15 protein-coding genes are annotated in these 19597 nt (G+C 66.7%); 3 read left to right on the top strand and 12 right to left on the bottom strand.

The genetic code is table 11. From position 1 onward, the window contains the following. Nucleotides 1–219: 219 nt before the first annotated feature. From CA833_RS24115 to hisC, 4 genes are all read right to left on the bottom strand, one after another. Nucleotides 220–2700 carry a TonB-dependent receptor gene (locus CA833_RS24115; protein WP_207080483.1) on the bottom strand — a complete coding sequence of 827 codons (2481 nt, stop codon included), beginning with the start codon at nt 2698–2700 and terminating at the stop codon, nt 220–222. A gap of 145 nt (nt 2701–2845) precedes the next feature. Further along, the gene (locus CA833_RS24110; protein WP_207080482.1) at nt 2846–4237 is read right to left on the bottom strand and encodes an MFS transporter; all 1392 of its coding nucleotides are present in this window, start codon (nt 4235–4237) and stop codon (nt 2846–2848) included. A gap of 17 nt (nt 4238–4254) precedes the next feature. Continuing rightward, nucleotides 4255–5913, bottom strand: a complete 1659-nt coding sequence (locus CA833_RS24105; protein WP_242526475.1) for a thiamine pyrophosphate-binding protein — start codon at nt 5911–5913, stop codon at nt 4255–4257. Between the two features lie 38 nt (nt 5914–5951). Continuing rightward, entirely contained in the window at nt 5952–7067 is a 1116-nt protein-coding gene (hisC, locus tag CA833_RS24100; protein ID WP_207080480.1) for a histidinol-phosphate transaminase, read from the bottom strand. A 359-nt stretch (nt 7068–7426) separates the two neighbouring features. Between hisC and CA833_RS24095 the strand changes: the two genes are divergently transcribed. Further along, entirely contained in the window at nt 7427–8824 is a 1398-nt protein-coding gene (locus CA833_RS24095; RefSeq protein WP_207080479.1) for a S10 family peptidase, read from the top strand. Beyond that, nucleotides 8821–10353, top strand: a complete 1533-nt coding sequence (locus tag CA833_RS24090; RefSeq protein WP_207080478.1) for a S10 family peptidase — start codon at nt 8821–8823, stop codon at nt 10351–10353. The genes CA833_RS24095 and CA833_RS24090 overlap by 4 nt, the downstream gene beginning before the upstream one ends. Before the next feature lie 4 nt (nt 10354–10357). Here CA833_RS24090 and CA833_RS24085 read toward each other — a convergent pair whose 3' ends face one another. The 4 genes from CA833_RS24085 to bdcA all read right to left on the bottom strand — a co-directional run bounded on the left by CA833_RS24085 (nt 10358) and on the right by bdcA (nt 13161). Next, nucleotides 10358–10864, bottom strand: a complete 507-nt coding sequence (locus CA833_RS24085) for a MarR family transcriptional regulator (protein WP_207080477.1) — start codon at nt 10862–10864, stop codon at nt 10358–10360. A 218-nt stretch (nt 10865–11082) separates the two neighbouring features. Continuing rightward, nucleotides 11083–11970 carry a LysR family transcriptional regulator gene (locus CA833_RS24080; protein ID WP_207080476.1) on the bottom strand — a complete coding sequence of 296 codons (888 nt, stop codon included), beginning with the start codon at nt 11968–11970 and terminating at the stop codon, nt 11083–11085. Between the two features lie 65 nt (nt 11971–12035). Further along, complete coding sequence (locus CA833_RS24075) at nt 12036–12374, bottom strand: hypothetical protein (protein ID WP_142638347.1); 339 nt, start codon at nt 12372–12374, stop codon at nt 12036–12038. 73 nt (nt 12375–12447) lie between these two features. Further along, the gene (bdcA, locus tag CA833_RS24070; protein ID WP_207080475.1) at nt 12448–13161 is read right to left on the bottom strand and encodes an SDR family oxidoreductase; all 714 of its coding nucleotides are present in this window, start codon (nt 13159–13161) and stop codon (nt 12448–12450) included. 144 nt (nt 13162–13305) lie between these two features. On the opposite strand from bdcA, the gene CA833_RS24065 reads away from it, so the two are divergent. Continuing rightward, nucleotides 13306–14202 (top strand): LysR family transcriptional regulator, encoded by an 897-nt coding sequence (locus CA833_RS24065; protein WP_207080474.1) that lies wholly within the window; start codon nt 13306–13308, stop codon nt 14200–14202. 74 nt (nt 14203–14276) lie between these two features. Here CA833_RS24065 and CA833_RS24060 read toward each other — a convergent pair whose 3' ends face one another. The 4 genes from CA833_RS24060 to CA833_RS24045 form a co-directional block, all read right to left on the bottom strand. Then, entirely contained in the window at nt 14277–14498 is a 222-nt protein-coding gene (locus CA833_RS24060; RefSeq protein WP_207080473.1) for a hypothetical protein, read from the bottom strand. Nucleotides 14499–14644: 146 nt separating this feature from the next. Then, complete coding sequence (locus CA833_RS24055) at nt 14645–15172, bottom strand: cytochrome c family protein (RefSeq protein ID WP_207080472.1); 528 nt, start codon at nt 15170–15172, stop codon at nt 14645–14647. A gap of 81 nt (nt 15173–15253) precedes the next feature. After that, a complete protein-coding gene (locus CA833_RS24050) occupies nt 15254–18427 on the bottom strand; it encodes an efflux RND transporter permease subunit (RefSeq protein WP_207080471.1) in 3174 nt (1057 codons plus the stop codon). Between the two features lie 3 nt (nt 18428–18430). After that, nucleotides 18431–19594 (bottom strand): efflux RND transporter periplasmic adaptor subunit, encoded by a 1164-nt coding sequence (locus CA833_RS24045; RefSeq protein ID WP_207080470.1) that lies wholly within the window; start codon nt 19592–19594, stop codon nt 18431–18433. Nucleotides 19595–19597: the final 3 nt, after the last annotated feature.

Here is a 19597-nt window from a genome sequence, read left to right as displayed (position 1 = left end):
CGAAAGCGGATGCGGGGAGGGGGCTCCGCGCAGTGGTCAGTCGGGCATGTCTTGGCTCACTTGGCTTGCACCAGCCTTGCACCAGTCTTGCAGCGTCGTCTCGTCGGCAGATCGGTCGGACATTCGGGCGCCTCGATGCCGCGGTCTATGAGCCTGCGGCCTGGAACAGTCGATCCGCCGCGATCGGATCAACTGTTCCAGGCGCCTGCTTGTCTGCCGCTATTTGCGCAGCGTGAAGGTCAGGCCAAGCGTGCGCGGCCGGAACGTGGTGTAGAGGAGCGGCGAGGTGTACTGCTCGTAGGTGGCGCAGGCCGCGCCGCTGCCTGCCGCGCAGCCGGTGCGCCCGTTCGAGCGGCCGAGCACGTCCGACGAATTGAACAGGTTGTCGGCGAAGACCGACAAGTCCCAGCCATCGCGGCCGAAGCCGACGCGGGCGGTCACGAAGTCGGTGGCGCCGACCTGCCAGGTGTCGGGGTAGTAGCTGGCCGTCTCGGGGCCGGTGCCGTTCTGGTAGCTTGATGCGTGCTGGTAGCCGGCGCGCAGATAGGCTTCGAAACCGCCGACTTCGCGCGTGTAGTCGAGGTTGAGGTTGAGCCGGTAACGCGGCACCGGCAGCTTGTCGCCCTTGGCTACATAGAGCGTGTTGCCCGGCGCATCGCCAACCACGGCGCGGTCGTAATAGGCATCGGTATAGGCGAATTCACCGCTCAGCGTCAGCCCCTCGACCGGCCGGACCGCACCCTGGATGTCGACACCGCGCGAGACCGCCTTGCCGCCGTTGATGACATAACCGAAGCCGCACGTCGGCAGGCCGTAGGACACCTGGATGCGGCTCCAGTCGATGTAGAAGGCATTGGCGTCGAACGAGACGGCGCCGTTCGCGGTGCGGCCCTTGACGCCTGCCTCGTAGCTCCAGAGGTGGTCCGACTTGTAGGTGCCGGGCGTCGAGGTGATGCCGAGCATGTCGAGGTCGGCCTCGCAGCGCGCGGCCGGGGGCGGCTGGTTGACGCCGCCGACACGGAAGCCCTTGGAGGCGGTGGCGTAGAACATCGTGCGGCTGTCGAACTGGTATTGCAGGCCGAAGCGCGGGGTGACCGGGGTTTCCTTGACCTTGCCGTCGGTAAGGCCGCCGTTGGCCGTGGTCGGCACGGTGTAGCCCGCAAAGAGCCCGGCGGTTTCCTGATGATAGCTGAAGCTCTCGCGCGAGATACGGGCGCCGGCGATGACCTTCAGCTTGTCGGTCACCTGATAGTTCACTTCACCGAAGCCGGCGAGAGACTCTTCCTTGAGGTCCTGATCGCGGTGGTAGGTCACGTTGCCGGGTTCGACATCGACGCCGAACACGTCGACCGGATCGATGCCCCAGACCGCCTGCGTGAGATCGGCGATGTTGGCGACGATGTGGTAGTTCGAATTGTTCTTGTAGTGCGAGAAGAAGCCGCCGACGAGCCAGCCGAGGCGCGATCCGGGCTTGCTGGCCAGACGCAGTTCCTGCGTGAAGCCGCTGCGGGTGTTCTCGTAGACCGGGGTGGAACTGTAGAGCGCCAGGTTGTGCACGAAGGGATAGCCGCCCTGGAAGTTGGCGGGCTCGACATAGGAATAGTCGGCCTTGCCGGTGGTGCGGTCATCGATGTAGGAGGAGACCGAGGTCACGGCGGCGAAGCCGAGATCGCCCTCGACCTTGAGCGAGGGGACAAAGAAGCGCTGCTTGCGCGGCTGTTTTACAGAGCATATCGCATTGGACGCGTAGTCGTCCCCGACATTGCAGTTGTTGCCGCTCTGATACTTGCCGAACGTCGCAGCGGCATAAGTATAGCCATCGAGGGTGGTTTCGGGGATCGAGGACCACTGCGCGTCGGAATCGTCCGAATGGTCGTACGAGTAATAGAAGCTGGGGGTGATCTTCAGCCCGGCGTTCGGTTCGAACAGCAGCGCGGCACGGTAGGAGCCGGCCTGTGCGCTGTTGGTGTTCTTCTCGATCACCGCGCCGGTGAAGCGGCTCACGTGGTCGATGTAACCGGCGGTGTGCTGCACATCGCCGCTGACGCGCAGGGCGAGGGTGCCGGGGATCAGGGGGTAGCTCATGGCCACGCCCTGACCGAAACTGACCCCGCCCGACTTCGTACTGGCCACTTCGGAACGGGCGTAGAGCGTCACTTTGTCGAGATCGGGTTCGGGCGTCACGAAGCGGATGGCACCGCCGAGCGAGGAGCCGCCGAACAGCGTGCCTTGCGGGCCGCGCAGGACTTCCACGCGCTCAAGGTCGAACAAGTGGGGGATCGGCGTGCCGCTGCCGGAGATGCCGATGGCATTGCGCTTCTGCAGCGGCACATCGTCCACGTAAATGCCGGTGGTCGCCGCGCCGCTGGACGAGGCGATGCCGCGGATCGAGATGTTGGGAATGCGGTCGGCCGAGGCGTCGGTCTGGATCGACAGGCCGGGCACCACGCGCACGATGTCGGCGAAGCTGCGGATGTTCGCCTGGTCCATGGTGTCCTGCGACAGCGCGGAAATGCTGATCGGCACGCGGCTGAGCGGGGTGCTCTGCTTGGTGGCGGTGACGACGATGTCCATGCCGGTGCTGTCCGGCGCCGGGGGCGCATCGGCCGCCTCGGCGAAACAGGGCGCAAGACAGGGCGTTGAGACGAGGATCGTGGTTGACCCCAGCAGGGTCTGGAGCAGGCGGTAACGCAGGCGCATAGCAAATCCCTCATGCAGATGAGCATGCCCGAAGGCGGACGACTTGTTCCTGCTGCGTCCGGGAAGCGTTGTGGCCGCTTCTTCCGGAAATCTCTGGTTTTTATGGCTTGGCGACGGCTGTGAGTCGCAGGTTTAATTTAACGCGTTAAATGGTTTGCGCAAGGGGCAAACTGGCGTCGGCAGTGCCGGAAACGGCGCTTGCGCGGGGGGCATCGTCTCCGCTCACTTGCGCCAGACGGCTGCGATATTCCTTGAGGCCGATGCTCAGGAGCAGGACGGCGAGCGGCCCGACCGCAAGCGCCGATACCGACAGCGACAGGCCCAGCGCGTGCTCGTCGTGCAGCACGAAATCGTTGATGAGCGCGGGCAGTACCGGGCCCAGCGTGACGCCGACAACGCCCGTGGTGAACAGGAACAGCGCGCCGAGCTGGCCGCGCAGCCGGTCCGGCGCGACGATCTGGATCGCCGCCGGGATCAGCACCGGCGTGAAGCCGCCGAGAAACTTGAGCGGCAGCAGCATGAGCCCCATCGCAAAGCCATTGGGCAGCAGCGGCATGACAATGGCCGGAACGGTCGCCAGCGCGGCGGACCACGCCGTCAGCCGCAGGCAGGCATCGCTCCGGCCGCGCGCGATCATCCGGCTCGACAGCCAGCCCGCCGCCAGCATGCCGAGCGGTCCGGCGGTCAGCGAGGTCACGCCGTTGACATGCCCGGTCTGCGCCGCATCCCAGCCGAGCTTGCGGATGAACAACTCGGGATACCACGCATCCATGCTGCTCAGCACGGAAAGCACGGCGGACCCCAGGAACAGCGAGGTGGCCATCAGCGGGTAACGCCGCAGCAGGGCCCAGATCGCGGCGGGGGCGGAGCGGTTGGAGGAGTGCTGCTCCTCGCTTGCGGAATGGCGGCGCGCGGGTTCCCGCAGCGTCAGCATCCACAGCGAAACCAGCAGTCCCGGCGCGCCGACGACAAGGAACACCAGGTGCCAGGACCGCGTGGCGCCAAGGATCGGCAGCACCACGTCCGGGGTGCGATGGATGGCCTCGACGATCGAGCCGCCGAGCATCATCGCCGTGCCCGCGCCGATGTAGATGCCGATGGCATAGAGGCTCATCGCGCGCGGCAGGCGGGAACGGTCGAAACTGTCGGACAGCATCGAGTAGGCGGATGGCGATAGCGTCGCCTCGCCGACCCCCACGCCGATGCGGGTGAACAGCAGCGCCGGGAAGGTCCGTGCCGTGCCGCAGAGCATCGTCATCAGGCTCCACAGGGCGATTCCGCCGGCGATCAGTTTCTTGCGCGAAACGCGGTCCGCCAGCCAGCCGATCGGCAGGGCCATCACCGTGTAGAAGATGCCGAACGCCCCGCCCGTCAGCATCGCGAACTGGGTGTCGGTGATGGCGAGGTCGGCCTTGATCGGGCCGACCATCAGGTTGAGGATCTGGCGGTCGAGGAACGAGAAGGTATAGGCCACCATCAGGACGGCGGTGACGTACCAGCCGTAGCGCGGCGTAGCGGGGGCGTTCGCGTTCGTCATGATGGGCAGTTTCCTTCTCAGACCGTTTCCGGTTCGCCAAGAGGATTGGCGGGCACTTCGAAGCCGATCGGCACGAAATCGTGGATCAGCCCCCATGGACTGGGCATTGCCCCAACGGTGACGGTGATGAGGGCAGGTCCTCCGCGTTTCTGTGCCTCTTCAAGGCCGTTCAGCAGGCCTTCTGGGCTGTCTGTGTTGCACTCGGGAATGCCATAGGCGCGGGCCAGCAGGGCAAAATCGGGATTGGTGAGTTCTACCGCGAATTCCTTGCCGAACGTGGCGTTCTGGATGCGGCGGACATTGCCGTAGTGCCCGTCGACAAAAACGACGATGGAAATCGCGCACTGGTCGCGCGCGGCGGTCGCCAGTTCCTGCATGCCCCAGGCAAAACCGCCGTCGCCGTTGATCGAGACGACACGGCTGTCCGGATTGCCATGCGCAGCGCCCAGCGCGGTGTTGAAGCCGTAGCCCAGCGTGCCCTGATAGCCCGGCGTCACATAGCGGCGGGGCCCATGGACGGGAAAGCCGATGGTCGAATAATAGCCGATCTGCGTCAGTTCGCTGACGAGGATGTCATCGTCCGCCATACCCGCGCGCAGGGCCTGGGCGAAGCTCCACTGCGGCTGGATGCGCTGCAATTGCCCGGCGGCCCAGCGTTTGACGGGGGCGATGCGCTCGGCCGCAGATTGGCGCTTTTGTTCGGGCAGGGCAGCCAGCAGCGCTTCGGCGGTGAGGCGAACGTCGGCGGCGATGGCAAGGCCCTCGCTGCGGGGCGCTTCGGCGTGGCTCCCGTCGAGATTGACGTAGATGTAGCGCGTTGCCTCATGGGCGTAGCTGGCCTGTCCCAGCGCATTGACGAAGCGGCTGCCAAGCACCAGCACAACGTCGGCATGGGGCATCACCGCCCGCCCGCCGAGCGTGGTCAGCGCCAGCGGATGGCGGTCGTCGAGCACGCCGCGACCGCCTTCGGTCATGACGACCGGTGCCTGAAGCCGCTCTGCCAGGGCGCGGATCGCCTCGCTTGCGCCCGCCGCCGCCGCGCCGCCGCCGGCCTGAATGACCGGGAAACGGGCGCTGGCGAGCAGCGTAGCGGCCTGTTCGATCACATCGCTGCCGGGAGCCGTGGGGGCTTCGGGCGCGCGCGGATAGGTCATGCCGGCAGCCACGGCTTGCAGGACGTCCGCCGGCAGTTCGATGGCGACAGGGCGAGGGTGCCCGCTGCGCAGTTGGACAAAAGCCTCATGCACAAGGCGCGCAACGTCCTCGGGGCGTTCGGCTAAGGCATGCCACTTGCACAGTCCGCGCAGGATCGCGCTCTGGTCGGGCAGTTCGTGGAGCAGGCCGTGCCCCTTGCCGATCGCACCGGAATCGATCTGGCCGACCAGGAACAGCACGCGAGAGGAGCAGGCATAAGCCGTGGCGATGCCGGACAGCGCGTTGAGCATGCCCGGCCCCGGCACCACCATGCAGACCCCTTCCTTGCCGGTGGTGCGGGCATAACCGTCCGCCATGTAGGAGGCGGCTTGCTCATGGCGCGGCACGACGAAATCGATGTGCTCTACGTTCGCGCGCAGTGCCTCGACCGCCCAGTCGAGCTGGATGCCGGGAATGCCGAAGACCTTGGTGACGCCTTCCGCGATCAACTGCTCGACCAGCGCCTCACCGCCTGTGCGCATGCGGGGGGTGGCGCTATTGCTGGTATCGAAGTCCATTTTCATACCTTTTGGCCGGCTTCTGCGTGCACTGTGTCCAGCGCGGCGAGGAAGCGGTCGGTCTCTGCGGGCAGGCCGATCGACACGCGCAGCCACTCCTGAAGGCCGTAGCCGTCGACCGGGCGGACGATCACACCCTGCCGCATCAGCCGATCCGCCATTTCCGCGCCGGCGCCGACGTGCAGCAGCAGGAAGTTGCCCGCCGAAGGCAGGAACGCGATGGCGCGGCGGGTGAGTTCGAGAGCGAGGCGTGCCCGTTCGTGCGCATTTTCGATGCGTGAGCGCTCGGCAAAGGCGGTGTCGGCCAGCGCGGCAACGGCGGCGACCTGGGCAGTGGCGCTGACCGAGAACGGCACTTGCAGGCGGCGCAGCAGCCCGAGCAGTTCCGGATTCCCCAGTGCATAGCCCACGCGCAGCCCGGCAAGGCCGTGGATCTTCGAGAAAGTCCGCATCACCAGAAGATTGCGGCGGCGCTGGAGGGCTGCGACGGAATCGAAGCGCAGCGCGGGCTCGACATATTCGCAGTAAGCATCGTCGATCACCAGCAGCACGTGTTCCGGCAGCGCATCCACGAAACGGTCGAGCGCGTCCGGCGCGATCAGGGTGCCGGTCGGGTTGTTGGGCGAGGCCAGGAACAGCACGGTGGTGCGCTCGGTCACGGCATCGAGCAGGGCGTCGAGATCGACGGCGAAATCCTGTGCAGGCACGAACAGGGCCTGCGCGCCCACCGACATGGCCGCGCCGACATAGGCCTGGAACGAGTACTGCGGGATGATCGCCGCGCGTCCGGGTTCAAGGAAGGCGCGGGCGACGAGCTGGATGATCTCGCTAGATCCGGCTGCGGGCAGGACCTGGGCCGGTTCGACGCCGTTTGCAGCGGCGAGGGCATGGGTCAGTTCGTAGCAGTCGAAATCGGGATAGAGGTTCACGCCCGAGGCCAGCGCGGTCAGCGCGTGGGTCACCTTGGGCGAGCAGCCGAGCGGGTTTTCGTTCGAGGCGATCTTGACGATGGTCGCGGGGTCGAGGCCGAATTCGCGCGCGACATCGTCTATCGGACGGCCCGGCGGGTAGGGCGGGATTGCCCGGACATGCGGCAGGGCCGTGTCGATCTTGGACATTGTGAAGGGCTCCGTGTCATTCGCGGGGCAGGACCTGTCCCTTCGTGGGGACGCCTGCATGCACCAGATACATTTAACACGTTAATCAAAATGAGACGGCGGGCAAGGGGAAATTTTGGCCCGGGTTCTCTTCCCGCCGCCTAACCGACCGCAAGCGACAAAATGTCCGGATTGGCTATTGATTAACGCGTTAAATTACATAACAACTACGCGATTCGTATTAAGGAGGGCCGGTCTTGCGTTTCGTTACGCCGCTCGTTTTCGGAAGCCTGCTTTGGGCGGGGCACGTCTTTGCGGCGCCTGTTTCAGCCCCGGTTCCGGCCTCAACTCAGGCATCGTCCGCAGGGGCCTCGGACGCCGTGGTCACGCAGCACTCGATCCAGCTTCACGGGAAACCCCTGGGCTATCGGGCGGTGGCGGGCAGGCTTCCGGTTCGCCTTGCCGATGGCGCGGCGGCGGACATGTTTCACGTCGACTATATCGTGCCCGGCCGCAGTGCGGATCGTCCGGTATTGTTCCTGTTCAATGGCGGCCCCGGTTCGGCCAGCCTCTGGCTAGACCTTGGCTCGTTCGGCCCGCGCCGGGTGGAAACCCGCAGCCCGCAGCCGACGCCCGCATGGCCGATACGCATCGTCGACAATCAGGAAACCCTGCTGGACAGCGCCGATCTCGTCTTCGTGGACGCGGTCGGCACCGGGTATTCGCGCGTGGGTGAGGGTACTGCTCCCAATGCGTTCTTCGGCGTCGATCCCGATCTTGAATCGTTTGCAGGCTTCGTATCGGCATGGCTGACGCGCAACGGGCGCTGGTCGTCGCCGCGCTACATCCTTGGCGAATCTTACGGCGCCACACGGGCGGCGGGGCTGGCGCAGGTACTTCAGCATCATGGTGCGGCGCCCAGCGGGGTCGTGCTGCTGTCCTCGATCCTCAACTTCTCGGACTATCATCCCGGCATCGACCAGGGCTACGTCAATGCCCTGCCGAGCATGGCGGCGACCGCGTGGTATCACCACCGCGCCGGACAGGACACGGCGGATCTGGCCAGCTTCGTTGCCGCCGCGCGCGACTTTGCCGCGGGCCCCTATGCGGATGCGCTGCGCCTGGGTGACCGCTTGCCGGCGGAACAGGAAGCTTCGGTACGGGCAGGGCTTGCACGGTTCACCGGGCTGTCCGAGGCACAGTTGCAGCGCACCGGCCTCAGGCTTGATGTCGGCCAGTTCGTGCGGCTGCTGACCGGAGACGGGCGGATGGTGGGCATCTACGATACCCGCGTCACCGCCCGGAATACCGACGATGCCGCCTCGGCGCCCTCGTTCGACGCGGCGGATACGGTTGTCGCCACGGTCTTTCCCGCCGCGAACAGCCAGTATCTGGCCAATGAATTGAACTATCACGGCGATGGGCCTTACCTCGCAACGGTGGCGGGCCTCGATAATCGCTGGAACTGGTCGACCCGTGCGCCGGGTTCGGGCGAGCCGCGCACCTCGCCGGCGATGCAGGAAAACCTGTCTGCCGCCATGCATGAGGACCCGGCAATGCGGGTGCTGTCGCTGAACGGCTATTACGACCTCGGCACGCCGTTCTTCGGCACGGAAAACGATCTGGCGCACATGCTGCTGCCGCCGGAAATCCGCGCGAACCTGTCGTTTCGCTATTATCCCGCCGGGCACATGCTCTATCTCGATCAGGGCTCACGCGTGGCAGCCGCAGCAGACGTCCGCTCCTTCCTTCGCGCCGGTGCAGGAGAAACCAAGTGAAGCTGTCCCGCCGCTTTAAGGCCATCCTGATGGCATCCAGCCTTGCCGTGAGTCTCGGCACTTCCGCGCGCGCCGAAGAGGCCGTTGTAGCCGATGCCGGCGAACACCATTCGAGCACCCGCGAAGTGCTTCGTATCGGCAAGACCAGCGTGCCTTACCGCGCCGAAGCCGGTACGCTGACGATCCGCGATGACGAGGGCAAGCCGACCGCGAGCCTGTTCTACGTCGCCTATCTCGCCGACCGGAAGCCGGGCAGCGAGCGGCCGCTCACGTTCCTGTTCAACGGCGGCCCCGGATCGGCCAGTCTGTGGCTCAATGTCGGCGGGTTCGGGCCATGGCACGTGCCGGGCAATGCGCCTCACGCCATGCCTGCCGCGCCCTATCGTTTCGAGCCCAATCAGGCGAGCATCCTCGACAAGACCGACCTCGTGTTCATCGATGCGGTCGGCACCGGCTATTCGCGCGCCATGCCGGGGATCGATCCGGCAAAGAGCTTCTGGGGCGTCGATCAGGACGTCGATTCCTTCGCCCGTGCCATCACCCGCTACATCGCCGTGAACGAGCGCTGGAATGCGCCCAAGTTCCTGTTCGGCGAATCCTACGGCACCACCCGCGCCGCTGCATTGGCGCTGCGGCTGCACAATCAGGGCATCGACCTCAACGGCGTGGTCCTGCTTTCGACCATCCTCAACTTCTCGGACGGGCTTTCCGGGCGTGACGAAGGGCCGATCGGCCTCCTGCCGACATGCGCCGCGATAGCCTGGTATCATGGCCGCGTGGCTGACCGGCCCGAACAGCTATCGGCGTTTCTCGACGAAGTCCGCGCCTTCGCCATAGGCCCTTACGCCCGCGCGCTTGCCAAGGGCGACCGGATCGCGCCGGACGAGGAGCAGACCGTCGCCGCACAGCTCTCGCGCTTTACCGGACTGCCGGTGAGCTATCTCGTGCAGAGCCATCTGCGGATCGACATGGAGCGTTTCCGCAGCGAACTCCTGCGCGACAAGGGGCTGATCACCGGGCGTTTCGACGGCCGCTTCATCGGCGCGGCATCGCGCATCGATGAGAGTGTCGCGGTCGATCCGGCCACCAACGACCCGGCCACGGCGGGCGTCAGCAGCGCCTTGCTGACGACGTATCGCGATTACCTCTCGCACAAGGTCGGTTTCCACAGCGACCTGCAATATCGCGCGCTGTACAATTCCGTGATCGAGCCGGCCTGGGACATGCATCACCGCGCGCCGGGGTATGGCCATCCGCTGAGTTCGCCGAACACCGCGCTCGATCTCGCCTCGGCGATGCGGGCCAATCCGACGATGAAGGTCTTCGTGATGAACGGCCTCTTCGATCTGGCGACGCCGTTTTTCGGCACCGAGTACGACTTTGCGCATATGCAACTGGCCGCCGGCCTGCGCGATAACGTGCGGTTCGGGTACTATGAGACAGGCCATATGGCCTATGTCGATGCCAGCGCCCTGTCGGCCATGAAGCGCGATCTCGACGGTTTCTACGCAGGTGCCGTCAGGCCCTGAAACGTCAGGGCGTTTCGGACAGGATTTCCGCCAAGCGCTCCATCGTGGCGTTCAGGCGCTGTAGGTCCTTGATGCCCAGTTCGCGCTCGATCCGTTCGTAAAGCGGATCGAACTGCGGCACGATTTCGCGTACCAGTTTCATGCCGGCCGGCGTGATCGCGTGGAGGTAGCGACGCGCGTCCTCCTTGCTGGCACGTCGCAGGATCAGGCCGCGCTCGGACAAATCGCGGACAATCCGTGAAAGGCTCGGGCCCAGCAGGAAGGCACGGGCGGCAAGGTCTGCCGCGTCGATTTCGTCTTCGATGCTCAGCAGGCGCAGGACGCGCCATTGCGGATCGGTCAGATTGTAAGGATCGAAGATCAAGCGCATGCGCGTGGCCATTGCATCGCGCGCCCGGTGCAGCAGGACCGGAACCTGCCGCGCCTCCGTATGGCCCGCCCCCTGAAAAGGATGGGGGTACGACCGTGCAGTCTGTTTCTTGTCGTCCGGGGCCGGGATCGTCGGCTGCATTGCGGTGCTACCTCGCTCTATATCGAGGCTCTATACTGGCTGCACAGTGCCGGGGATAGTCCGGCTTGCTCTATCGCATGATGTTTGGATGGGGCAAAATGTATGCGCATCCTTGGGCGACCTGGACAAATTCCGCATCGCACGGTTGCCCTGCAAGCTGCGCCAGCAAGGCGCTCGTCAGGGTCTGCTCTCGGCCGATACCTGAAGTCTGCGGGCGTTCAGCCAAGTGGGGCGCGGGCGGCCAGGAATTCCACCAGCAGGCGAGCCGGGCCGCTCAGGCTGGCGGCGTCGGCGGCGAGCAGCATCTGCCGCTGCGCCCAGGGCTCGTCGAGTTCGACCAGCTTGAGGCCCATCGGCACGATGAAGTTCTTGGCCGCCTCGCTCGGCAGGATGCCGATGCCGAAGCCCGCCTGGATCATCCGGCACACGGCGTCGTAGCTGTCGACCGCCGCGCGCAGGCGGAAGGGCCAGCCCTGTTCGTCGGCGGAGCGGGCGAGCAGGCGGGTATTGGCGGTGTCATAACCCATCTGCACGAATTCGTGCTCGGCCAGGTCCTGGAAGCGCACCGAATGGGTGCCGAACAGCACGTGCGGCGGGGCGACGACGGCGAGGCGGTCGCAGCGGTATTTCCAGGTGTCGAGCCCGAGCGTGCCGGGCTCTTCCATGATGACGCCCACTTGCGCCTCGCCCGCGCGCAGGCGGCCGACGATTTCGGAGGAATAGACTTCCTGGATGTTGAGGCGGATTTTGCCATTGTCCTGGCCGAAGGCGGCAAGGTCGGCGGGCAGGAACTGGGTGATCGCCGAGGTGCAGGCGAGGATGTCGACGCTGCCCTTCAGCCCCTTGGCGTAGTCCGACAGGTCGGAGACCGCGAGGCCGACTTCGCGCATGATCCGGTGGGCATGGACCAGCAGCGCATCACCGGCCGGGGTCAGCGCCACGCCGCGCCCGTTGCGGACCAGCAACGGGACGCCGAGTTCGTGCTCCAGTTGCGAGAGACGGCGGCTGATCGCGCCGATGGCAAGGTTGGCATCGTCCGCCGCGCGCGACAGGCTGCCCAGTTCCGCCACGCGGATGAACAGCTTGAGGGTCGTCAGGTTGAGCATGCAGCGTCGCTTGTATCGGCCATCTCTAGGCTTCCATACGGTGCAATGATCTCAGCGGCGAGCCCTCAGCGCTTCTTCTTGGTGATCGGCGCGGTGAAGTCGGGATCCTTGTTGGCCACCCAATCGACGAACTTGCGCACGGCCGGATTGTCCAGCAGCCCTTCGACGTTGGTGCCGTGGCGCTGGAGTTCGGAATTGGTGAAATTGGCGATCAGCGTCTGCTGGCAGATCGAGTGCATCGGCACCACGTCACGCCCGCCCCGGCTCTTGGGCACCGGATGATGCCACACGATGGTGGTGCCGGTAGGGCGCCCGCAGAGCCAGCAGGGGACGGGCGGGGGCGCCGCTTCCTCGTCGTCATGCAGGTCTTCGAAGGAATCGCGCTTGGAATGCTTGCGGGCCATGGGTCTGCCGGAATTGTCTGTGACTGCGGCGCTCCCCCTATCCGAGAGAGCGCCGCATGACCAGACGCCGTGTTCAGGCCCCGAAGCCACCGTCGATGGTCTGCATCGATCCGGTGATCATCCCGGCATGGGGGCCGGCGAGATAGGCGGCAAGTTCGGCGATTTCCTGCGGGCGCGCGTGGCGCTTGATCGCCATGAAGCTGTGCATGGTCGCCGCCATCGGGCCCTCGGCCGGGTTCATGTCGCTGTCGGTCGGTCCCGGCTGGATGCTGTTGACGGTAATGCCGTGGTCGCCGAAATCGCGGGCGAGGCCGCGCACCATGCCCTGCACGGCCGACTTGGTGAGCGCGTAGGCAGCGCCGCCGGCAAATGGCATGCGGTCGCCGTTGACCGAGCCGATGACGATGATGCGGCCGTTGTCGTTCATCGCACGACCGGCCTCGACGGCGGCGTGATAGGGCGCGCGCACGTTGACGTCGATCATGTGGTCGACCGCGTCGGCGTCGAGCGTCAGCGGATCGCCCAGCACCAGCGTACCGGCGTTGATGACCAGGACATCGAGCGCGCCGCGGGCCGCAACCGTGGCGACCAGCGCATCACGCGCGGCGCTGTCGGCCTGGATCGCCTCGGCGCCGGTTTCGGCGGCAAGAGCCTCGGCGGCATCACGCGACCCGGCGTAGGTGAAGGCGACGCTGGCGCCGCCCTGTGCGAAGCGGCGCACGATGGCGGCGCCGATGCCCCGGCTGCCGCCCAGGACCAGTACGTTCTTTGCGGTGAATTCGTCCATGTCAGATCTCCGTTCTCGATAAGGTGTTGCGTGGGTTGCTGTTGGCACCCGTTCGGTCGGGAGCCTCTGGACGGGAAGATGCTATGCGGGCATCGTTCGCACTAGCCGGAAGAATTGGAACCTTGTCGACGGGATTTCCGAACGATGATGAAGCTCGATGGCGTGGTTGCCTTTGTCACCACGGTGGAAGCAGGCTCGATCAGTGCGGCTTCGCGGCGCCTTGGCCTTGCCAAGTCGGTGGTGAGCGAGCGGCTGGCCGAACTGGAGCGCACGCTGGGGGCCACGCTGCTTCAGCGTTCCACGCGGCAATTGTCGCTCACCAACGGCGGGCAGACCTTCCTGCCGCGGGCGCAGCGCATCCTGCGCGAGGCGGAAGAGGCGGCGGCGGAACTCGCCGCGCGCAGCGGCACGCTGGCGGGGCCGCTGCGGCTTTCCGCTCCGGTCGGCTTCGGCATCCTCCATCTCGGCGCGGCGCTGGCGCGGTTCCTTGAGGGTCATCCGCAGATCGAGGTTTCTCTGGAACTCGACGACGGCTTTGTCGATGCGACGTCGGGCGGTTTCGACGCCGTCCTGCGGCACGGCGCGGTGGGGGATGGCAGGCTGATCGCGCGGCGGCTGGCAAAAAGCCGCCGCCTGCTGGTGGCCGCGCCAGCCTATCTGGCAAGCGCTGGGGTTCCGGCATCGCTGGCCGATCTCGAGCGCCATCGCGGCATTCTCTATGCGAACCGGTCGGGCGACTGGCGCTTCGCGGCGCCGGGAGGATGGTCGGTCGTGCGGCCGGTCGCCGCGCTACGGGTGAACAACGGGATCGTCATGCGGGACGTGGCCGCGGCCGGGCTCGGCATCGCCCTGCTGCCCTCGTTTTTCGTGCACGAGGCGCTGGCGCAAGGGACGCTGGTGGAGATCGACGTCGGGCTCGAAGCCGAGGGCGCCGAACTGTTCCTGGCCTATCCGCGCGATCACGGCGCCTCGGCCAAGATCCGGGCGTTGGCGGACAGCCTGCGCCGCAGCTTTGGCGATCCGCCCTACTGGGAGCGCTGATCCGTCGGGCGTGCCGGATAGCCGGGTCCAGACCCGAGCGCGAGGCCCGGGTCTGGTCGCTGGAGGGTATCAGCTCACGAGCACTTGGTGAACTGGCCCTTCTTGGGGCCGGACGAGAAGCGGCACTTGCCGTCCTTGCCCTTGGTGACATTGGCCGGGGTGGCCTTCTTTTTCACCGGAGCGGTCTGGCACTTGATGAACTTGCCCTGCGCATTGCGACAGGTGCTGGCAGCCATGGCCGGCGTTACGCCCATGAGGCTGGCAATGGCGGCAGCAGCAATGATTTTGCGGAACATGAATGTTTCTCCTTCGGCGTTTGCGCGCACCCGCAGGTTGCCGTTGTGCGCGGGACGCTTTCTGGAGGCTGAACCCTGCCTTGTGTTTGTCAGGGACAGGGGCTGCGACGTCGGCGGAAGTCCATCACTATCCGTGGCGAAGCCGCCTATCGCTTGGCAGCAGGCGACTGGCTTTGCAGATAGGCGATGATGTCGGCCCGGTCGAGCGCGTCGGGCACCCCGGAAAACTGCATGGCAGTGCCGGGAACGACCGCTTGCGGGTTCTTCATCCAGCGCTCGAGGGTGGGCGCGTCCCATCGGCCGCCGGCACTGCGCAGAGCGGCGGTGTAGCCAAAGCGCTGGCTGGTCTGGCCCATTGGCTGGCCGTAGACGCCGTAAAGGTTGGGGCCGCCCAGATCGGGGGCGCCGGGTGTGGTGCGGTGGCAGGCGGCGCATTGCCCGAACTTGCGTGCGCCGAGATCGGCGTCGGCGACGGCCAGCAGCCTTGCGAGGGTCGGGCGGGGACCCGCCTCGCGCAGGCGTTCCTCGCGGCGGTCGTCCTTGCAGCCGGCGAGCGTGGCGGTCAGGCACAGCGCGACGAGGGTGATGACGGCAGGGGTGATAACGGCACGGGTGATCACGGCAGAGGTGATCACAGGAAGCGTGATCGTGGGCAGGGGTCTGTTCGCGGCCATGCCCGGGCGGTTAGCGGGCCGTGGGGACCGTGACCAGCGGACGATTTGTCCAACCGGCCACGGCCCTTGCCACGCGCCCGCTTATCCGGCGCGCTTGCCGAAGCGGGCGTAGAGTGTCGGCAGCACGAACAGCGTCAGCAGCGTGGCCGAGATCAGCCCGCCGATGACGACGGTCGCCAGCGGTTTCTGCACTTCGGCTCCGGCACCGTGGCCAAGCGCCATCGGCAGGAAGCCGAGGCTGGCGACCAGCGCGGTCATCGCCACCGGCCGCAGGCGCGCGACGGCTCCTTCGCGGGCAGCCTCACGCGGGGGCTCGCCCTCCTCCATCCGCTTCTGGATCGAGGTCAGCATGACGAGGCCGTTGAGCACGGCGATGCCCGATAGCGCGATGAAACCCACTGCCGCCGAGATCGAGAACGGCATGCCGCGCAGGAACAGTGCCAGCGCTCCGCCGACGAGCGCCAGCGGCACTCCGGTGAAGACGATGGCGGCATCGCGCAGGCTGCGCAGGGCACCGTAGAGCAGCAGCATGATGAGCGCGAAGCAGGCGGGCACCACCACCATCAGCCGGTCGCGGGCGGAGGCGAGGTTCTCGAACTGGCCGCCCCAGGTCAGCCAGATGCCCGCGGGCAGTTCCACCTCGCGGGCGATGGCGCGGCGGGCCTCAGCGACGACGCTCGAGACGTCGCGCTCGCGCACGTTGGCCTGCACCACGACGCGGCGCTTGCCGTTCTCGCGGCTGATCTGGTTGGGGCCGTCCACTACCTTGATCTGCGCGACGCTGGCCAGTGGCACGAAAGCGCCGGAGGGCGTGGGCACGGGGGTTTGTCCGAGCGCCTCGAGATCGGAGCGGTGGGCATCGTCGAGGCGGATCACCACCGGGAAGCTGCGGTCGCCCTCGCTGATGCGTCCCGCCTCGCGCCCGCCCACCGCCGTCGCCACCGTATCGGCGACGTCCTGCGCGGATACGCCGATCCGGCCGGCGCGGTCCTGGTCATAGGCGATGTCGAGCATGGGCAGGCCCTCGGTCTGCTCGACCTTGACGTCCTCGGCGCCCGGAATCCGGCGCAGTACCGCGGCGATGCGGGTTGCCGCGGCGTTCATCTCGGCAAAGTCCTCGCCGAAGACCTTGATCGCGACATCGGAGCGCACGCCCGCGATCAGTTCGTTGAAGCGCATCTGGATCGGCTGGGTCACTTCGTAGCCATTGCCCGGCACGGCGGCGAGGCGATCCTCGATGCGGGCAATCAGCGCGGCCTTGTCCTCGGACGGGTCCGGCCAGTCCTTGCGGTCCTTGAGCATGATGAAGGTATCGGTGGCATTGGGCGGCATCGGATCGGCGGCAACCTCCGCCGTGCCCGTGCGCGAGAACACGGTGCGGATTTCCGGCATGCCGGCGAGCGAGCGCTCGATCTGCGATTGCATCTTCTGGCTCTGCTCGACCGAGGTGCCCGGCACCCGGAAGGCGGAGACGAGAATGTCGCCCTCGTCGAGTTGCGGCAGGAATTCCTGACCGAGTCCCCAAAACGCCGCGGCGCCGAGCGCGAGTGCGCCCAGTGCCACGCCAAGCGTGGCCTTGGGCCTTTTCAGCGCGCGGTCAAGGCGGGGTTCGTAATGCCTGCGCAGCCAGCCGACCAGGCGGTTATCCTTTTCCTCCACCGGCCTCGACAGCCAGACCGCGATGGCCGCCGGAACAAAAGTGAGCGACAGCACAAAGGCGAAGGCCAGCGCGATGATGACCGTCAGCGCCATCGGTTCGAACGTGCGACCCTCCACGCCGCTCAGCGTCAGCAAGGGGACGTAGACCAGCATGACGATTGCCTGCCCGTAGACCGAGGGCCGGATCATCTCGCGGGTCGCCGCGGCAATGGTATCGAGGCGCTGCGATGCCGAGAGCGGGCGGCCTTCGGCGTGTTGGCGCTCGCCAATCCGGCGCAGCGCATTTTCGACGATGATGACCGCGCCGTCGACGATGAGTCCGAAATCGAGTGCGCCCAGGCTCATGAGATTGGCCGAGACGCCCACGCGCGCCATGCCGAAACCGGTCAGCAGCATGGTGATCGGGATGACCATGGCGGCAATCAGCGCGGCGCGGAAATTGCCGAGCAGCAGGAACAGCACGGCAATGACCAGCAGCGCCCCCTCGGCCAGATTGCGCGCGACGGTGGAGATCGTCGCATCGACGAGCCTGGTACGGTCGAGCACCGGCTCGATCACGATGTCGCGCGGGAGCGCGGGGGCGATGGCCTTGAGCTTGGCGTCGACCCCGGAGGAGACCGTACGGCTGTTCTCGCCGATGCGCATGATCGCGGTGCCGGTCACGACCTCGCGGCCGTTTTCCGAGGCTGCACCCATGCGCACGGCCTGTCCCAGCCGCACTTGCGCGACCTGGCCGAGCGTGATCGGCGTGCCTTCGCGCGAGGCGATCACGCGGTCGCGCAATTGCGCAAGGCTGAGCACGCGGGCATCGGCGCGCACGGCCAGCCCTTCGCCGTTGCGGTCAACCGTACCGCCGCCGGTGGCGACATTGTTGCGCTCCAGCGCCGTCGCAAGGTCGGCAAGGCTGAGCCGCAGCGCCGCCAGTTTCTGGAGGTCCGGCGCGACGCGGTATTCCTTCTCGAAACCGCCGAGGGAATCGATCCCGGCAACACCGTCCACGGCCTTGATCTGCGGGGCGACGATCCAGTCCTGCACGGTGTGCAGGTAGGTCGCCTTGTCGGCCTCGCCGACCAGCCGGTCGCCTTCCGGGGTGATGTAGCTGCCGTCGGGCTGGAGGCCGGGTTCACCGGGGCGGTGCTGCTCATGCGCTCTTTCGGAATAGCGCAGCGTCCAGATATAGACTTCGCCAAGGCCGGTGGCGATCGGGCCCATTTCCGGCCGGGCGCCTGCGGGAAGGCTCTCCTGCGCAGCGGTCAGGCGTTCCTGCACTTGCTGGCGGGCGAAGTAGATATCGGTGGCATCGGTGAAGACCGCGGTGACCTGGGCAAAACCGTTGCGGCTGAGCGAGCGGGTGCTTTCCAGTCCCTTGATCCCGGCGAGCGCGGTCTCGATCGGGAAGGCAACCTGCTTCTCGATCAGTTCCGGCGAAAGCGCGGGGGCAAGCACGTTGACCTGCACCTGGTTGTTGGTGATGTCGGGCACCGCGTCGATCGGCAGGCGCGACAGGCTTACCGCGCCGATGATCGCGGCGACGGTGGTCAGCAGCAGGACCAGCCAGCGCCGCGCGACCGCCCATGTGACGATGGGTTCGATCATGGCTCAGTCCTCATGCCCGGCTTCGGCGGCGCCGAGCGCCGATTTCAGCGTGAAGCTGTTCTGCGCGGCGATCCGCTCACGCCCCGCAAGGCCGCTGGCGACGATCACCATGTTGCCGTCCTGCCGCCCGAGCGTGACCGGAGCGGCCCGGAATCCCGATGCCGTGCGCACAAAGACCACGGTCTTGCCTTCGACCGTCTGCACCGCCGTGGTCGGCACCCGGATTGCCCCGTCGCCGGCATGGCTGTCGCCAAGCTGGACCGAGGCGGTCACCGGTTCGCCGATGCGCCAGAGCCCGGCGCGGTTGTCGAGGCGGGCAAGCGCGGGGACCAGCCGCGTTTCCGAATCCAGCGCCGGGGAAACAAAGGAAATGCGGGCATTGGCGGTCCTTCCCCCCGCACTGACGATGACCGTTGCGCCGGGGCGAACCTGTCCGGCATCGGCGGGCTGGAGGGCGAGCTCCAGCGCCACTTCGCCAAGATCGGCGATCCGGTAGAGCTCCGCATCCGCCGTCACGGTCTGGCCGAGCGTGGCTGAACGCTGGATCACCTGGCCCGAGATCGGCGCGGTGATGGCAATGCGGTTGAGATTCCCGCCCGAGCCGGGCACGCCGGCCGCCGCCAGTTGCTGGCGGGCGAGCCTTAATGCGATGCGCGCTTCACTGGCGGCGGTGCGCGCGGCGATCAGGTCCTGCTCGGGCGATACGCGCTGGGCAAAGAGGCGCCTTTCGCGCGCGTAGGTGGATTCGGCCAGTGCGAGACGGGCCTGTGCCGCCTCGATCTCGCCGGCGAGCTGGGCGGCTTCACGGCTTTCGATCACCGCAAGCGGCTCGCCGCGCCGGACCGACTGGCCGAGATTGCGCGAAAGCGAAACCAGCCGCCCGCCGATCGCCGCCGAGACCACTTGCGTGGCTTCGGGGTCGCCGGCGATCGTGGCGGGCAATTCGATGGCGCCGGTATTGCCGCCGATGGTGGGGGAAACCACCTCGATCCCGGCGCTGGCGATCTGCTGCGCGGTGAGGGCAACGACGCCTTCTCCGGCATGTTTGTCCCCTTCGCCGGTTTCGGTTTCGTGCTGCGAAGGCGGGACATCCTTGCCGCCGCAAGCGGCCAGCACAAGGGTGACCGCAAGCGCAAGCGGGCCGGCTATGGTGGTGATCGTCTTCATGTT

Origin of the sequence: Novosphingobium sp. KA1 (assembly GCF_017309955.1) — a bacterium.
In the GTDB taxonomy this organism is placed as follows: domain Bacteria; phylum Pseudomonadota; class Alphaproteobacteria; order Sphingomonadales; family Sphingomonadaceae; genus Novosphingobium.
The sequence above is the reverse complement of the archived record's forward strand: the minus strand, read 5'-3'. Positions and strand labels throughout refer to the sequence as shown.

What these genes read in the sequence shown, in the direction of transcription:
- CA833_RS24115 (WP_207080483.1), bottom strand. Translation starts at nt 2,700, where the DNA reads ATGCGCCTGCGTTACCGCCTGCTCCAGACCCTGCTGGGGTCAACCACG.
- CA833_RS24110 (WP_207080482.1), bottom strand. Translation starts at nt 4,237, where the DNA reads ATGACGAACGCGAACGCCCCCGCTACGCCGCGCTACGGCTGGTACGTC.
- CA833_RS24105 (WP_242526475.1), bottom strand. Translation starts at nt 5,913, where the DNA reads ATGCGCACAGGCGGTGAGGCGCTGGTCGAGCAGTTGATCGCGGAAGGC.
- hisC (WP_207080480.1), bottom strand. Translation starts at nt 7,067, where the DNA reads ATGTCCAAGATCGACACGGCCCTGCCGCATGTCCGGGCAATCCCGCCC.
- CA833_RS24085 (WP_207080477.1), bottom strand. Translation starts at nt 10,864, where the DNA reads ATGCAGCCGACGATCCCGGCCCCGGACGACAAGAAACAGACTGCACGG.
- CA833_RS24080 (WP_207080476.1), bottom strand. Translation starts at nt 11,970, where the DNA reads ATGCTCAACCTGACGACCCTCAAGCTGTTCATCCGCGTGGCGGAACTG.
- CA833_RS24075 (WP_142638347.1), bottom strand. Translation starts at nt 12,374, where the DNA reads ATGGCCCGCAAGCATTCCAAGCGCGATTCCTTCGAAGACCTGCATGAC.
- bdcA (WP_207080475.1), bottom strand. Translation starts at nt 13,161, where the DNA reads ATGGACGAATTCACCGCAAAGAACGTACTGGTCCTGGGCGGCAGCCGG.
- CA833_RS24065 (WP_207080474.1), top strand. Translation starts at nt 13,306, where the DNA reads ATGATGAAGCTCGATGGCGTGGTTGCCTTTGTCACCACGGTGGAAGCA.
- CA833_RS24060 (WP_207080473.1), bottom strand. Translation starts at nt 14,498, where the DNA reads ATGTTCCGCAAAATCATTGCTGCTGCCGCCATTGCCAGCCTCATGGGC.
- CA833_RS24055 (WP_207080472.1), bottom strand. Translation starts at nt 15,172, where the DNA reads ATGGCCGCGAACAGACCCCTGCCCACGATCACGCTTCCTGTGATCACC.
- CA833_RS24050 (WP_207080471.1), bottom strand. Translation starts at nt 18,427, where the DNA reads ATGATCGAACCCATCGTCACATGGGCGGTCGCGCGGCGCTGGCTGGTC.
- CA833_RS24045 (WP_207080470.1), bottom strand. Translation starts at nt 19,594, where the DNA reads ATGAAGACGATCACCACCATAGCCGGCCCGCTTGCGCTTGCGGTCACC.